General features: G+C 65.4%; 13 protein-coding genes and 1 pseudogene. 1 reads left to right on the forward strand and 13 read right to left on the reverse strand.

The window, feature by feature from the left end; genetic code table 11:
• Positions 1 to 48: 48 nt before the first annotated feature.
• A pseudogene (locus XI09_RS42975) lies at positions 49 to 431 on the reverse strand (RidA family protein).
• 128 nt (positions 432 to 559) lie between these two features.
• Here XI09_RS42975 and XI09_RS42980 point away from each other — a divergent pair.
• Positions 560 to 1,189, forward strand: a complete 630-nt coding sequence (locus tag XI09_RS42980) for a LysR family transcriptional regulator (protein WP_271572350.1) — start codon at positions 560 to 562, stop codon at positions 1,187 to 1,189.
• A gap of 876 nt (positions 1,190 to 2,065) precedes the next feature.
• Here XI09_RS42980 and XI09_RS42985 read toward each other — a convergent pair.
• From XI09_RS42985 to XI09_RS43040, 12 genes are all read right to left on the reverse strand, one after another.
• Positions 2,066 to 3,610 carry a GMC family oxidoreductase gene (locus tag XI09_RS42985; RefSeq protein WP_271572351.1) on the reverse strand — a complete coding sequence of 515 codons (1,545 nt, stop codon included), beginning with the start codon at positions 3,608 to 3,610 and terminating at the stop codon, positions 2,066 to 2,068.
• 4 nt (positions 3,611 to 3,614) lie between these two features.
• Positions 3,615 to 5,165, reverse strand: a complete 1,551-nt coding sequence (locus XI09_RS42990) for an ABC transporter substrate-binding protein (protein WP_271572352.1) — start codon at positions 5,163 to 5,165, stop codon at positions 3,615 to 3,617.
• 349 nt (positions 5,166 to 5,514) lie between these two features.
• Positions 5,515 to 7,770, reverse strand: coding sequence for a DNA topoisomerase IV subunit A (parC, locus tag XI09_RS42995; RefSeq protein WP_271572353.1), 2,256 nt, complete (start codon positions 7,768 to 7,770; stop codon positions 5,515 to 5,517).
• Positions 7,771 to 7,831: 61 nt separating this feature from the next.
• Complete coding sequence (locus tag XI09_RS43000; RefSeq protein WP_271572354.1) at positions 7,832 to 8,116, reverse strand: hypothetical protein; 285 nt, start codon at positions 8,114 to 8,116, stop codon at positions 7,832 to 7,834.
• A gap of 99 nt (positions 8,117 to 8,215) precedes the next feature.
• Positions 8,216 to 8,968, reverse strand: a complete 753-nt coding sequence (recO, locus tag XI09_RS43005; RefSeq protein ID WP_271572355.1) for a DNA repair protein RecO — start codon at positions 8,966 to 8,968, stop codon at positions 8,216 to 8,218.
• Positions 8,969 to 9,137: 169 nt separating this feature from the next.
• A complete protein-coding gene (locus XI09_RS43010) occupies positions 9,138 to 9,518 on the reverse strand; it encodes a hypothetical protein (RefSeq protein WP_011087820.1) in 381 nt (126 codons plus the stop codon).
• A 21-nt stretch (positions 9,519 to 9,539) separates the two neighbouring features.
• Positions 9,540 to 10,466 (reverse strand): GTPase Era, encoded by a 927-nt coding sequence (gene era / locus XI09_RS43015; protein ID WP_271572356.1) that lies wholly within the window; start codon positions 10,464 to 10,466, stop codon positions 9,540 to 9,542.
• Complete coding sequence (gene rnc, locus XI09_RS43020; RefSeq protein WP_027547163.1) at positions 10,456 to 11,271, reverse strand: ribonuclease III; 816 nt, start codon at positions 11,269 to 11,271, stop codon at positions 10,456 to 10,458. Before rnc ends, era begins: the two co-directional genes overlap by 11 nt.
• Positions 11,268 to 12,032, reverse strand: a complete 765-nt coding sequence (gene lepB / locus XI09_RS43025; protein WP_011087823.1) for a signal peptidase I — start codon at positions 12,030 to 12,032, stop codon at positions 11,268 to 11,270. The genes rnc and lepB overlap by 4 nt, the downstream gene beginning before the upstream one ends.
• A gap of 249 nt (positions 12,033 to 12,281) precedes the next feature.
• Positions 12,282 to 12,701 carry a holo-ACP synthase gene (gene acpS, locus XI09_RS43030; protein ID WP_271572357.1) on the reverse strand — a complete coding sequence of 140 codons (420 nt, stop codon included), beginning with the start codon at positions 12,699 to 12,701 and terminating at the stop codon, positions 12,282 to 12,284.
• Positions 12,698 to 13,450, reverse strand: a complete 753-nt coding sequence (locus tag XI09_RS43035) for a pyridoxine 5'-phosphate synthase (protein WP_271572358.1) — start codon at positions 13,448 to 13,450, stop codon at positions 12,698 to 12,700. Before XI09_RS43035 ends, acpS begins: the two co-directional genes overlap by 4 nt.
• Positions 13,451 to 13,561: 111 nt before the next feature.
• The gene (locus XI09_RS43040) at positions 13,562 to 15,850 is read right to left on the reverse strand and encodes a RelA/SpoT family protein (RefSeq protein ID WP_271572359.1); all 2,289 of its coding nucleotides are present in this window, start codon (positions 15,848 to 15,850) and stop codon (positions 13,562 to 13,564) included.
• Positions 15,851 to 15,970: the final 120 nt, after the last annotated feature.

A 15,970-nucleotide genomic window follows, 5' to 3' on the forward strand; every position in this document is an offset into this window, starting at 1 on the left:
TGGGCACCTGACACGATTGGCCTGTTGCGAGGTCGGCGAGAGCCGGGTTCATTCCGCAGCAATCGCCTCGATTTCCAGCAACCATTTGCTGTCGACGGTCTCGACGATCACGACCGTCAGCGCAGGCCGGTGTTCGCCGAGCACCGTGCGGCGAATGGTGCGGTTGGGCACGACCTGCTTCCGGTCGGTCAGGAACGTCGTGACCTTGACCAGATTCTCGACGCCAAGGCCGGCAGCGGCAAGCACCTCAATGACGCTTGCTCGCATTGCGCCTCGAAACCTTCAGGCACGGCGCCGTCGGATGCCTCGGGCACCTGGCCGCTGACAAATAGCAGGCGGCGATGCTGCTTCAATTCAAGTCCCATGCTGTAACCGCCGGCGGGAGCATGGACCGTTGCGGGATTGTGGCTGACGATGTGAGCTGGGGGCATAGTGTTTCTCCGGATTGCGGGCTGACCGTATCCGGCAACATCGCCGCGGCGCAAAGCATCATTCCTGCGGCCCAGCGCAAGAAAATCTATTGCAAGGCCACGGCCCATCGGTGTCAAAGTGCGACGCGATGACCTACACTCTTCCGCCACTCAATGCGCTCCGCGCGTTCGAAGCCGCCGCGCGGCATCTCAGTTTCAAGCTCGCCGCGCACGAGTTGCACGTGACGCCTGCCGCCGTCGGGCAACAGGTGAAAGCGCTGGAGGCACGCCTCGGCGTGCGCCTGTTCGAGCGGCTGCACAAGCAGCTGATCCTCACCGCCGCCGGTCAGGCCTATCTGCCCGGGATATCCGATGGCTTTCGCTGCATTGCGGATGCGACCTCGCAATTGAAACCGGCTGGTGCGGTGCTGCTCCAACTGGGGGTCCATGGCAGCCTCGATTTGCGCCGCCTCGCCTTGGCGGAGTTTCGCGGCGCGCATGCGGATATCGGTTTGCGGGTGCTGCAACCCGCCGGCCTGCACGAGCTGGTCGAGGGCAAGGTCGACCTGCTGATTGCCCGCGGGCTTGGCCACCATCCGGGCTATCGCTGCGACCGGATCAATGAGGGATCCGGATTGGGCGATTGGCTGATTGCACCCGAGGGCACCGCGGATTGCCCCGAGATCGTCAGCTTCCGCGCATGGCTGCGCGCCCTGGCGGCCGAGACTTCGCCCGCAAACCGCAACCGCCCTCGCCTGGTCCGCACCGTCGGAAGTTGAGGCAACCAGCGAAGCCAAAAGAAATTGCCCGTCGCGCAAAACACCCCGCGGGCATCACCTCATGGCCTGTCAATCCTCCGCCGCAAATATATTCCACTTTACCGAAATTCGGATTTATCGTACACACTGGACAACCTGGCCCGAGACAAGGGGCGGATCGCGATCGTCACGAACCGCGGGCCGGGCAGCGATGGACGCGACGGCGTCGGGCGCGATCGGCATTGCAGGGCGGGAAACCGTGAGCAACTGCCTTCGCGCGAACGACACGACGCCGGCAGCGTCTTGGCATGGCCGCGACGGTGAGCACACGCCAGCCGTCGAGGATGCATGCGAAGACGTGCGCGGACGGAGAAGTCGTGTGGTCCCGACGCCCGGGGTCTGTGCGTCAAGCCTTGCGGTGATGATGCGATCCCACCGGACGCGCACATCAGCCATCCGTGAGGCGACGGGGGCAATAGTGCATCGCTCCCCGAGGAGAGCACGAAGGACACCGTTAAAACCATTCGCGCAGGGAAGGCCGGGCGACCGGCATCACCTGTGGTCCACCCCGTGTGCACTCTTTGTAGCGCACGGACCTGCGGGTGCCAGCCGGCGCCCGGCCTTCCCTGCGCCCTTGTCTTTCCGAGGGCGACACATCAAGCAAAACTCGGGCGACATGCGCCGCGAGAAAGCGCACTCTCGTCCGCTGTTTGAAACGTGTAACCGAGCGATCACCCGTCTGGTCTAATCTCGGTGTCATCGCCCGGCTTGACCGGGCGATCCAGTACTCCGAGACGGTCGTGATTGAGAAGAGAGGCCGCGGCGTACTGGATGCCCCGGTCAAGCCGGGGCATGACACCTGTGTTGTGGCAGCAGACAACGCCTGGCCGGATTTCCCTATCGCATCATCATCCGCGCGATTGCCTCGCCGATCACCACCGTCGTGAAGTGGGTGTTGGCGCGGCAATCGGACGGCATGATCGAGGCGTCGGCGACGCGCAAGCCCGCGATGCCCTTCACCGTGCCATCGGGATTGACGACACCGTCGGCGTCGTTGACGCCGCTCATGCGGCAGCTGCCGGCGGCGTGCTGGATGTCTCCGGTCTCGCGGCGCAACAGCGCATCGAGCTCGTGATCAGGCAGCGCCGCGGCTTGCGGCAACGTCAGATCGGTGTCGGTCAACCTGATCCAGTCGGCAATGCCTGACAGCGCCGGCTGGGAGGTGATCACGGCCAGTCGCTTCACCGCATCCATCATGCGCAGCATGTCGCGGGGATCGGCCAGCATGTTCTCCTCGACAACGGGATCGATCGCGGGATCGGTCGAGGCCAGTTTGAGCGTTCCACGAGAATACGCGTTGAACAGCCCGGCGCCGATCGCGCCGGGAACGCCGATGCCGCGGTGGTTGAAGGCGATCAGGATCATGTCGCGCTTGCCGCCATTGGCGAGGCCCGAGGAATAGGTCACGCAGCAATTGGTGTGGCGGGTGTCCGGATCGGTCGGCCGCAGATTGTCGTGGAGCTGGATCGTGGCGCGAAACAGCGGGTGGTCGAAGAAGTGGCGGCCGACCGGCAGATCGCGCTCGACTGCAATTCCCATCGCCTTCAACTCGTCGGCCGGGCCGATGCCCGAGCGCAGCAGGATCGCCGGGCTGTGGATCGCGCCGGCGCACAGCACGATCTGGCGCGCACCGATATCGCTCGTGCCTTGCCCCTCGATGTGGACGCGGACGCCGGTCGCGCGGCCGTCGCTGATCAGCACGCGATCGACCAGCGCATGCCCGCGAATTTCCAGATTGGCCCGGCCGCGCGCGGGCTCGAGGTACCCTTCATTGGTCGTGATGCGGCGGCTATCGCGGCTGTTGATGGGATAGCAGGCGACGCCCTCGCCATCAGGGCCGTTGACATCGGCGCACCAGGGATAGCCGCTCGCCAGCGCGGCATCGCGCAAGCCGCGATCGATCGGCCCCCATGTCTCGGGCGGCGCCCGATAGACCGGCAGCGGTCCGCCACGTCCGTGACCTTCGGCGTCGCCGAATTCCATGTCGTCCTCGATCACCGAGAACAGCGGCATCACCTCTTTCGCCGACCAGCCGGTGCAGCCATTGGCCGCCCATTCGTCGAAGGCATCGGCAACGCCACGGATGGCGATCTGGCCGTTCATCATCGATGAGCCGCCCAGCCCCTTGCCGCGCCAGTAGAAGCGCGGCTCCTGCCCGGCCACGCGGCGCGTCAGGAGATCGGGCCACTGCCACTTCTCCTGGTACTCGCGCTTGTGGATGATCGGGATGGGGTTCGGCGTCATCACCTCCCAGGGCGCATCAATGGCGCGCCAGTCGAGGCCTGCCTCGAGCAGCAGGACGCGACGTGCGGGATCCTCGGAGAGCCGTGCCGCAACAGCGGCGCCGGCGGAGCCGCCGCCGACAACAATGACATCGTACATCGTGTTACTTCTCAACGTTCCAGAACACCGGGATGGCGGACGGTATCAGATTGCGAAGCGCCGCGCGAGAAAGCGCCGGCTGGGCGAACTGGCCCCACGGAATCCCGGGCGCCTGATCGTACATCACCGTCTGAATCTCGGCCGCGATCTTCTTGCGATCCTCCTCGGCAGGCGCCTTGGCGAAGGCTTCCATGAGTGGTGTGATGCGCGCATCGCATTGCCAGCCGGTGAAGTCGGCACAGTTGAACGCCACCATGACGTTGGTCAGTGGCGAGCCGAGATCGAAGCCGCCGGCGTGAACGCCATAGACGCTCCAGCCCTCCTTCTTGGCGCGGCGCGCCAGCACGCTCGCCCAATCCATCACCTGGAGATCGACGTTGAAGCCCGCCTGCTTCAGCCGCTCGGCCAGCACCTGCGCCGAGACGCGCGGGGCTTCGAGGTCGTTGGCCTCCATGACGATAACGGGTTCGCCGGCATATTTCGTCGCCTTCAGCGCGGCCTTCGCCGCTTCGATCGACGGCTTTGCGGCGGCTTCCGTGCCGGCCTTGCTGTCATAGGTGGTGCCGCACGTGAAGAAGGTCGCGCAGGGCGTGGCGTATTTGGCATCGAGACCGAGCGCGTCCAGCACCTCGCGCTGGTCGACCAGTTTCCACAGCACGCGCCGGATCGCGGGATCGTCGAACGGTTTCGAAGCGGCGTTGAGGCGATAGGCGCCAGCGAACATATTGCCGCCGGTGAAATTGACCAGCTTCACGCGGGAGTTCTTCTCGAGAGTCGGCAGCAGATCGAACGGCGCGTATTGCATGAAATCGACCTCGCCGGCCTGGAGCGCGGAAGCCGCGGTCGATCCGTCCGGAATGACGCGGATCTCGAGCGTGTCGACATTGACGCGCTTGCCGCCGGCGAGGAAGTCGGCAGGCTCGGGGCGCGGCACATAGTCGGCGAATTTCTTCAGGATCATGCGGTCGCCGGTGCGGTGATCGGCCTTGCTGTAGACGAACGGGCCGGAGCCGACGATCTCGGTGATGCGCTGGTCGCCGGGCGTCTTGGCAATGCGCTCGGGCATCATGAAGGCGACCGGGCTGACGGGATTGCCGAGCGCGTCGATGACGAGGCCGGACGGCTCCTTCAGCGTCAGCACGAACGTCTTGGCGTCCGTCGGCTCGAGCGAGGCCGTGATGGCGAAGATGCGGCGGCCGAGCGCGCTGCGGGTGCCCCAGCGGCGCAGCGAGGCGACGCAATCGGCCGCCGTGACCGGCTGGCCGTCATGCCACTTCAAGCCGTCGCGCAGCGTGAAGCTGTAGGTCAGGCCGTCGGGCGAGACCTTCCAGTCCTGCACCATCTGCGGCTTGACGTCGCCCTTGGAATCCTTCGCGAACAGCGTGTCGAACACCATGTAGCCGAACGTGCGCGAAATATAGGCCGTGGAAAAATGCGGATCGAGCGTGACGATCTCCGCCTCGAGCACCGCAACGAGATTGCCCGCCGCGTGCGCCGGCGGCGCCGCCAGCGCGAGGGCAAACAGCGCCGGAATGAAAGACTTTGGTTTGAACATTGGTGCCTTTTGCTGCTTCTTGAGAGTTCGTTTGCAGCCGAAGAAAAAGCAATGTTCGTGCCCGATCGACGTAGGCACTCATGCGCTCACGACTATCAGCCAAGCGTTTGCGCGCCACACCGTCGGTGTCATCGCCCGGCTTGACCGGGCGATCCAGTATTCCAGAGACGGCTGAGGGATGCGGAATGGAGGAGCGCTGCGCTCGCAATGACGATATGGAGGCGACGTCGCGCTACACCCTCAGTCGTCATGCCCGGGCTTGACCCGGGCATCCACGTCTCTTCTCAATCGCGGCGGCGCGTGGATGGCCGGGTCAAGCCCGGCCATGACGATGTGGCGAGAGCCCGCCCTACCCGATCCCCTGGCCGAACTTGTTCGACTTCGGGAATCCCTTCGGCGGCAGGCGGCCGGCGTCGGCGCGGGTGCCCTGCCACTCCGCGAGCTCCTTCATGGTCGCGGAGAATTCGCGACCGGCGGAGTCCTTCCAGGTCAGGCCCGCCTTGGCGTCGAACACGACGACGTCGGAGAGACCGCCGTCCTTGTACTTCTGCAAGCGGACGCCGCGGCCGCGGGCCATCTCCGGCACCTGGTCGAGCGGGAACACCAGCATCTTGCGGTTCTCGCCGATGACCGCGACGGTGTCGCCGACCACCTCGGTGACCGTGCGCGCCTCGTTCGGCATGTCGACGTTGAGGACCTGCTTGCCCTTCTTGGTGGTGCCGACGCAATCGTCCTCGTTGACGACAAAGCCCTGGCCCTCGTGGCTCGCGACCAGGAATTTGCGTCCACCCTTGTTGACGAACAGTGCGACGGGCGCCGCCTCCTGCTCGAGGTCGATGAACAGGCGGATCGGCTCGCCGTGACCGCGCCCGCCCGGAAGTTTCGCGACATCGAGCGAGTAGAACTTGCCGTTGGTGGCGAACAGCAGCAGCTTCGATGTCGTCTCCGCGAAGAACGCGAAGCCGAGCTTGTCGTCCTGCTTGAAGGCAAGGCCCGAGAGATCCTCGACATGCCCCTTCATGGTGCGGATCCAGCCCTTGTCGGAGACGACGACCGTCACCGGCTCGCGCTCGACGAAGGCCTCCTCGATCGCGGCGAGATCGTGCTCGGGCGCATCGGCAAAGGTGGTGCGGCGCTTGCCGAGCGGCGTCTTCGGCCCGAACATGTCGCGGACCTTGCCGACCTGCTCGCCGACCTTCTTCCACTGCTCGGCTTCCGAGGCGAGCACCGCATTGATGCCCTTGAGCTCATTGCGCAGGTTCTTGTCCTCGGTGCGGATCTCCATTTCCTCGAGCTTGCGCAACGAGCGGAGCCGCATGTTGAGGATGGCTTCGGCCTGCACCTCGGTGAGCTTGAACGCCTTCATCAGCGCCGGCTTCGGCTCATCCTCGGTGCGGATGATCTTGATCACCTTGTCGATGTTCAGATAGGCGATCAGGAAGCCGCCGAGAACTTCCAGCCGATGCTCGATCTGCGCCTTGCGGTAGTTGCTGCGCCGGATCAGGACGTCGCGCAGATGGTCGAGCCATTCGCGCAGGCACTCCGCGAGCCCCACGACCTTGGGGATGCGGCCCTTGATCAGCACGTTGAGGTTCAGCGGAATCCTGTTTTCGAGCTCGGTCAGCCGGAACAGCGATTCCATCATCAGCGCCGGATCGACGTTCTTCGACTTCGGCTCGATCACGATGCGGACGTCTTCGGCCGACTCGTCCCTGACATCGCCGACCAGCGGCAGCTTCTTCTGATCCTGGAGCTCGGCGATCTTCTCGATCAGGCGCGACTTCTGCACCAGGAAAGGGATCTCGGTGATGACGACGACCCAGGTGCCGCGCGCGCCCTCTTCCTGCTCCCACCTGGCGCGGACGCGGAACGAGCCGCGGCCGGTCGTGTAGGCTTCGGCGATGGCCTGCTTGGAATCGACGCAGATGCCGCCGGTCGGAAAGTCCGGGCCCTTGACCCACTTCAGCAGGGCCTTGGATTTGGCGTCGGGCTTCTCGATCAGATGCAGCGCCGCGTCGCAGAGCTCGGCGGCGTTGTGCGGCGGGATCGAAGTCGCCATGCCGACCGCGATGCCCTGCGCACCGTTGGCGAGCAGGTTCGGGAAGCCGCCGGGCAGGACGATCGGCTCCTTCGACTGGCCGTCGTAGTTGGGACGGAATTCAACGCCGTCCTCGTCGATGCCTTCGAGCAAAAGCCGCGCGACATCGGTCATGCGCGCTTCGGTGTAGCGGTAGGCGGCGGGGTTATCGCCGTCGATATTGCCGAAATTGCCCTGGCCGTCGACCAGCGGGTAGCGCGAGGAGAAATCCTGCGCGAGGCGCACCATGGCGTCGTAGATCGCCTGGTCGCCGTGCGGATGGAACGAGCCCATCACGTCGCCGACGATCTTGGCGGATTTCTTGAAAGCCGTGCCGGGGTCGAGCCTGAGCAGGCGCATGCCGTAGAGGATGCGCCGGTGCACCGGCTTCAGGCCGTCGCGTGCGTCCGGCAGCGCACGGTGCATGATGGTGGAGAGCGCATAGGCGAGATAGCGCTCTTCCAGCGCCTCGCGCAGCGGCACGTCATGGATTTCGGCCGGTTCCGGCGGAATCAATCGTTTTCCCATGCCGCCCGGTTAAACCGTGGAAGCGAATCGGGCAAGGATCGATTGGTTCCCTGTGGGCGGCTTACTGCCCCGCCCAGCCTGCGGTCACAGTCTGGGTGGTCTGGGGATTTTGGGCCTGAGTCGTGGTCGGCGCGTTGGTCAAGCAGCGCCGGGCAGCCTCGATCTCCGCTTCCGTCGCGCCCTTGGACCGGGCCCATGCCTCTGCAGCTGCTGCCGAATATTTGGCCACATAGAACCTGACGACCGTGCAGGAGGCACGGCGAACCAGTCCTGTTTGCTCGCCTGCGAGGGCGTCCGGCGCCAGCGCAATCAGCGCTGCCGACACAATAAGTCCCTTGATCAGCATCAGGTTATCCCCGGGTTGGAACCCCACGGCCCAATCCGGGAAACCCGATTTGGTTCCGGGATATGTCGTCTGATCAGGCAACACAGAGGCGCGCTGACGTCATGGCGCCGGGATCGCCGCCCTCGCCTGCTGCCGCATCAAGGCATTGATGAAGCCGGCCCGCGCGTCGGAATGGACCTGTCCGCGCGGCTCCAGCACGTGGCGCAGCAGGAACAATCCGGTCAGCCGAAAACCGTCCTGGAGATCCTGGTCGGTGAGTTCGCTCGCGGCTTCGCCCCGGCGCAGGAACGGCGGCAGGCGCAACAGCCGGTCGCGCCATGGCTCGCCCGCGCCGCGCGACACCGCACCGCCGGATTTCGGCGAAACGTAGATCAGGTCCGTGGTCTCCCCGGTCACCGCGCAATTGTCCAGCGCGAGCCCGAAGCCGAGCTCGGCGAGCATCGCCAGCTCGAAATGGATCACGTGGACGGCGGCGCTGCCGATGTCGTCGAAATCGTCGAGCGAATGTTCGAGCAGCGCAAAGATCTCCTCGTGCGGATCGCGCTCGGGAAGGAGCCGCGCAATCGAGGCGAGATGGGTGACGCCGTAGACGCCATGGGACGATGCCAGCAGCGTGGCCGCACGCAGCTTCAGGCCCTCGACCGCGTAGGTGCCGAGATGCTCGTCGAGCCGCGCCCGCCACACCGCGCTGACGCTGTTGCCCGGTTGCAGCAAGGGCCGCATCCGCGAGCCGGCGCCGCCGCGCACGAGACCGAGATGGCGGCCATGCGCGCGCGTCAGCAGCTCGACGATGGCGCTGCTCTCGCCATGCCGCCGCACACCCAGCACGATGCCTTCGTCGGTCCATTCCATGGGGTGAAGCTTACAGGATTTCAGCGCCGATCGCACTCACTCGTGCCCCGGACAAAACGCGGCGCTCAAGCGACGCGTTGCCGAGCCGGGGCCCATCGCTCCGCACCGACTGGATCCCGGCTCTGCGGCGCAGCGCTCACGCGCCGCACCTTGTCCGGGACACCAGAACTCAGGCGTTGAACCAGCCCTGCGCGTCGCCGCTGAAGGAGAAATACAGGCCCATCGTGGTCAGCACGCAGGAGACGATCTCGATCGCGCTGTCGAGCTCCATGCCCTTCTCGCCGATGATCTGGCCGAGCGAGATCACCGACAGCACCAGGGCCGCGGCCAGCACCCAGCGCGGCCAGTTCTTGCGCCAATGCGCAGCCAACCAGACGAAATAGACCAGCAGCAGGATCATGCCGCCGGCGAGCAGCGTCGCCGTCATGATCATCTGCTCGGTCATCTCGGCATTGGGCGTGCGGTCCTGCACCGCCACTGACAGCGCATCCAGCATCAACGACGCATAGAGCAGCGCTTCGAAGCGCCGGACGTTCGTGGGCACGCTCATCGGATACCGATCTGTTCTTGCTTATTCTTTGGGAAATTCCAGGCCCATCTCGCGATAGCGATCGGGATCGTCGCCCCAGTTCTCGCGCACCTTGACGAACAGGAACAGGTGCACCGGCACGCCGAGGATCTCACCGAGCTCCTTGCGCGAGTCCGCGCCGATCGACTTGATGGTGGCGCCGCCCTTGCCGAGCACGATCTTGCGCTGGCTTTCGCGCTCGACGAAGATCGTCTGCTCGATCCGCACCGACTTGTCCTTGCGCTCCTCCCACTTGTCGGTCTCGACCGTGGACTGGTAGGGCAATTCCTGGTGCAGCTTGCGATAGATCTTTTCGCGCGTGATCTCGGCCGCCAAGTGCCGCATCGGCGCGTCCGACATCTGGTCCTCGGGATAGAGGAACGGTCCCGGCGGCACCATCTCGGCAAGCGTATCCCTGAGATCATCGACACCGTCGCCGGAGATCGCCGCGATCATGAAGGTCTTGGCGAACGGCATGCGCTCGTTGGCGGCCTGCGCCAGCGCCAGCAGCTTCTCGCGCTGGACCAGGTCGACCTTGTTGATCACCAGGATCTTCTCGTGATTGACGCTTGCCGCCTTGGCGAGGATCGCCTCGGCCTCCTCGTCGATGCCGGTCTTGGCGTCCAGCAGCACGCAGACGAGATCGGCGTCGCGCGCCCCGCTCCAGGCGGTCGAGACCATGGCCCGGTCCAGCCTGCGCTTGGGCGAGAAGATGCCGGGCGTGTCGACCAGGATGATCTGCGCGTTGTTCTCGATGACGATGCCGCGGATCAGCGCGCGCGTGGTCTGCACCTTGCGCGAGACGATCGTGACCTTGGCCCCGACCAGCGCGTTGACCAGCGTGGACTTGCCGACATTCGGCGCGCCAATGAGCGCAACGAAGCCGCAGCGCGTCGCAGCGGGCGCCTCGCCGCTTGCTTCAACCGTCATTGCCGCCGCCAACGCCTTCACGTTCGATCATCACCGAGGCCGCCACCTTCTCTGCCGCGCGCTTGCTGCCGCCGATGCCCTCGGCCGGCGCCAGTCCCGGCAGGTCCACCGCGACGCGGAACTGCGGATCGTGATGCGGGCCGGTGCGCTCGACCTCGCGGTAAACCGGCGTCGGCAGCCCCTTCCCCTGCGCCCATTCCTGGAGCACGGTCTTGGGATCGCGCAAGGGACGCCGCGGCTTGTGCATGCGCTCGGTCCAGTTGCGCTTGACGAACTCGGCCGCCGCCGCGTGGCCGCCGTCGAGGAAGATGGCGCCGATCACAGCTTCGCAAATGTCGCCGAGCACGCTCTTGCGCAGGCGGGCGTCGGCGCTGGGACCGACCGAACCGAGCTTGATGTCGTCGAGCAGCCCGAGCGACTTGGCGACGTCGGCACAGCTCTCCTTGCGCACCAGTTCGGCGAGCCGCTTGGACAGCTCGCCTTCGTCGGCGTTCGGGAACGCGTGATAGAGCATGTCGGAAACGACCAGCCCGAGCACGTGGTCGCCGAGGAATTCCAGCCGCTGATAGCTGTCGCCGCGCTTGCGCCCGGACTTCAGCGCCGAGACATGCGTGATCGCCTGGATCAGCTGGTTCGGATCCGCAAAGCTGTAACCAATGCGCGCCTCGAGTGCCGCATTCGCGTCAGTCGCCTTGGCCTTGCGTACCCGCTTCTTCTTCGCAGGCGTCTTCGGTGCAGCTTCGCCCTCAGGAGCGGCTTGCGCCTCGATAGGTTGGGTCGCGATGTCCTTGGCTTCGTCTTTCATCGGACGATTTTGAAGAAGCGATTCCAGCGCACCGCCCACGGCCAGCGCCAGAACATCCAGGCATGCTCGCCTTCGGCGATGGAGAAGAAGATCATCTGGGCACGGCCGATCAAATTCTCCTGCGGCACATAACCGACCTGGCCGAGGAAGCGGCTGTCGGTGGAATTGTCGCGGTTGTCGCCCATCATGAAGAAATGGCCTGCCGGCACCGTGTAGACGTTGGTGGTGTCCATGTAGCCGTTGTCGGCGCAATCCAGCGTCTCATAGGACACGCCGTTCGGGAGCGTTTCCTTCCAGCGCTTCACCCGGGAGATGCCGCCGCCTTCGGAGCCGCACGGATCCTCGCCGACATATTCGCTCATGCGCTGCCGCTCGACCGGGGTGTCGTTGATGTAGAGCAGCCCGTCCTTCATCTGGACGCGGTCGCCGGGAAGCCCGATCACGCGCTTGATGTAGTCGGTGGAATCGTCCTTGGGCAGGCGAAACACGACGATGTCGCCGCGGTTCGGGTCCGAGCCCCAGAGCCGCCCCGAGAACAGCGGCGGCGAGAACGGGATCGAGTAGTGGCTATAGCCGTAGGAATATTTCGAGACGAAGAGATAGTCGCCGACCAGCAGCGTCGCCTTCATCGAGCCGGACGGGATGTTGAAGGGCTGGAACAGAAAGGTGCGGATCACGAGCGCGATCAGGAGAGCGTGGATCACGACCCGGATCGTTTCGCCGACGCCGCTTTCAGTTTTCGTTCCCGAAGTCACGCTCATTGCTCTCTCAATTCCGGCCGGCGGTCACAGAGCGCCCTCCTCCCGCGAACAGCCCATCGCTTCGCGGCCCAAGGAGATTGTCCTGATTCTGATAGTGAGGGCCAATTCCGGCGTAAAGCCGAATTCACCCAGCCTGATTTGCGTCCGCGGACTTTTAGACGGTTGTCGGAGGCCACGCAATCAAGGATCGCATCAAAACTGTGTAAACTATTGATTTCCAATAAGAATTATAAAATTATCCCGGAGCGGTCAGGACTTGGCCAGCGGAACGGCTGAAATGATGACGAAGGCCTGTGCGAGCGGCCAGTCATCGGTGATCGACAGGTCGATCCGCGCCTCGAAGCCAGCAGGCGTCAGGGCCTGGAGCCGAGCCAGGGCGCCGCCGGTCAGCTGCATGGTCGGCCGTCCTCCCGGCAGGTTGACCACCCCCATGTCGCGCCACCAGACGCCGCGCCTGATCCCGGTGCCGAGCGCCTTCGAGCAGGCCTCCTTGGCGGCAAAGCGCTTGGCGTAGGTCGCCACCACCATCTTCTCGTTCTTGGCGCGCCGCTCCGCCTTGGCCCGCTCAGCCGCGGTGAAGATGCGGTCGAGGAAACGCTCGCCGTGGCGCTCGATCACCTTGCCGACGCGGGTGATGTCGATCAGGTCGGAGCCGATGCCGATGATCATGCCCGGCTCCGTCCGCGGTCCATCGCCGCGCGCATGCTGCGCACCGTCTCGGCAAGACCGACGAACAAGGCTTCGCCGATCATGTAGTAGCCGATGTTGAGCTCCATGATCTCGGGCAGTGCCGCGATCGTCTCCGCCGTCGCATAGTCGAGCCCGTGGCCGGCGTGAACCTCCAGCCCCGCTTCCTTCGCCAGCTTCGCGCCCGCGACGATCCGCTGCCATTCGGCCTCGGCCTTCTCGGTGTGGCCGTCGACCACGGCGTCGCACCAGGCGCCGGTGTGGATCTCGATGACAGGCGCACGCAGCCGTGCCGCCATCTCGATCTGCGCGGGGTCGGCGGCGATGAACAGCGAGACGCGGATGCCGGCATCGTTCAGCCGCGCGATGTTGGGCGCGAGCGCATTGTGCTGGCCGACCACGTCCAGTCCGCCCTCGGTCGTCACCTCCTGCCGGCGCTCCGGCACGAGGCACACCGCATGCGGCCTGGTGGCGAGCGAGATGCGCATCATGTCGTCGGTCGCCGCCATCTCGAAATTGAGCGGCTTGGAGATCTCGGCCTTCAGCCGCGCCATGTCATCGTCGCGGATGTGCCGGCGATCCTCGCGCAGATGCGCGGTGATGCCGTCGGCGCCGGCCTCGATCGCCAGCAGCGCGGCGCGCACCGGATCGGGATTGCGGCCACCGCGCGCGTTACGCAGGGTCGCGACATGGTCGACATTGACGCCGAGGCGGAGCGGAGAAACAGGCATTGCAAGGCTCACGAAGGTGACATTTCTCAACTTGTCATGCGCGGGCCCGACCCGCGCATCCATCCTCTTCGAAGAGATGGGTTGCCGGGTCAAGCCCGGCAACGACGGAGTTCATCCATTAACACGTTCGACGCGGGCGACGACCGCCTTCGCGCGCAACTGGGCCAGGATCGCGCTCAGGTGCTTCAGGTCGTAGACTTCGAGATCGATCGTCGTCTCCGTGAAGTCAGGCGAGCGGCGCTGCATGCTGATGTTGTCGATGTTGCCGTCGTGCTCGGCGATCACGGTCGCGATCTGCGCGAGCGCGCCGGGCTCGTTGACGTTCTCGACCCTGATGCGGGCCGGGAAGCGCTGCGGCGCGGTGTCCTCGATGTCCCAGCGCACGTCGAGCCAGCGCTCCGGCTCCTCCTCGAAATCCTTCAGGGCGGGCGACTGGATCGGATAGATGGTGATGCCCTCGCCCGGCGTGACGATGCCGACGATGCGGTCGCCGGGCACCGCGCCGCCGTTCGGCGCGAACTTCACCGGCAGGTCGGAATTGATGCCGCGGATCGGGATCGCGACCGGGCTGCGCGGCGGCTCGGAGGCCGCCTTCTCCTTGAGCTTGGCGGCGAGGCCCTTCTTGATGCCGTAGCGGGCGACGCGCTCCTCCTTGTAGTCGGGATACATCGCGCGCGCGACGTGGGAGGCCTTGATCTCGCCGCGCCCCACGGCCGCCATGACGTCCTCGATCGAGGTACGCGCAAGCCGCGGCAGCGCGCCCTTGAGCTTGTCGTCGGCGTATTCGATCTTGGCGCGCTCGAACAGGCGCTCGACGATGCGCCGGCCGAGACCGACATATTGGTCGCGCACGGCGGTGCGTGTGGCGCGGCGGATCGCGGCGCGCGCCTTGCCGGTGACCGCGAGCGTCTCCCAGGCGGACGGCGGCGCGGATTGCGCCTCCGAGGTCAGCACCTCGACCTCGTCGCCGTTCTGGAGCTCCGAGGACAGCGGCGAGAACTTGCCGTTGATCTTGCAGCCCACCGCGCTGTTGCCGACGTCGGTATGCACCGCATAGGCGAAGTCGATCACGTTGGCGTGGCGCGGCAGCGCGATCAGCTTGCCCTTCGGGGTGAAGCAGAACACCTGGTCGTGGAACAGCTCGAGCTTGGTGTGCTCGAGGAATTCCTCGGGGTTGGCACTCTCCGAGAGAATTCCGACGGTGTGGCGCAGCCAGGCGAACGCGTTGGATTCGCGCTTGAGGAACTCGGTCGGCGAGCCCGCGCCTTCCTTGTAGAACACGTGCGCGGCGATACCGCGTTCGGCGATCTGGTCCATCGCCTCGGTGCGGATCTGGAGCTCGGCGCGCTGGTTGCCCGGACCGATCACGGTGGTGTGGATCGAGCGGTAGTCGTTCTGCTTCGGCGTCGAGATGTAGTCCTTGAAACGCCCAGGCACGACCGGCCAGGTGGTGTGGACGATGCCGAGCGCGCGGTAGCAGGCCTCGACGTCGTTGACGACGACACGGAAGCCGAAGATGTCGGACAATTGCTCGAAGCCGACCGATTTGCGCTCCATCTTGGTCCAGATCGAGAACGGCTTCTTGCGGCGGCCATAGACCCGCGCGCCAAGGCCCCGGTGGCGCAGATTGTTGGAGAGCTGGGCCTCGATCTCGCCGATCAGGTTGCGGTTGCGCTCGGCGAGCGCGTCGAGCCGCTGCATCACCACCGAATAGGCCTCGGGGTCGAGCGTGCGGAAGGACAGATCCTCCAGCTCCTCGCGCATTTCCTGCATGCCCATGCGCCCGGCGAGCGGCGCGTAGATGTCGAGCGTCTCCTCGGCAATGCGCCTGCGCGATTCCGTCGGCACGAATTCCAGCGTGCGCATGTTGTGCAGGCGGTCGGCGAGCTTCACCAGGAGCACGCGGACATCGTCGGCAATCGCCAGCAACAATTTGCGCAGGTTCTCGGCCTGCTTGGCCTCGCGCGACACCAGCTCCAGCCGCTTCAGCTTGGTCAGGCCCTCGACCAGCGCGCCGATCTCGGGCCCGAAGATCTGGTCGATCTCGGCCCGCGTCGCTTCGGTGTCCTCGATCGTGTCGTGCAGCAGCGCAGCCACGATGGTGGCGTCGTCGAGCTTCAGGTCGGTGAGAATCGCCGCCACTTCGAGCGGGTGCGAGAAATACGGATCGCCCGAGGCCCGCGTCTGCGAGCCGTGCGCCTTCATGGCGTAGACATAGGCGCGGTTCAGCAGATCTTCGTTGGTGTTGGGATTGTAGGACCTGACGCGCTCGACGAGGTCATATTGACGCATCATGCGCGCACGCGGCTTGGCCGGGCGCGCCACCGGCGCAGTCGGGGCCACGGCAACCGATTCGGTTGCGGCCTGCATCTGCGTTGGTCTGCGGCGTCGATACACCATGCCGTCCTGCCTTCAAACGGACCTCAAGGCGGCCCGTTGTATACATCTTAGCTCCGATCCCGCGCGCGTCCGATCAATTCGGTGACAGGTGCGCGGCGCGAACCGGCAACACTATGGTAA

Source organism: Bradyrhizobium sp. CCBAU 11386 (genome assembly GCF_028128955.1).
Lineage (GTDB): Bacteria > Pseudomonadota > Alphaproteobacteria > Rhizobiales > Xanthobacteraceae > Bradyrhizobium.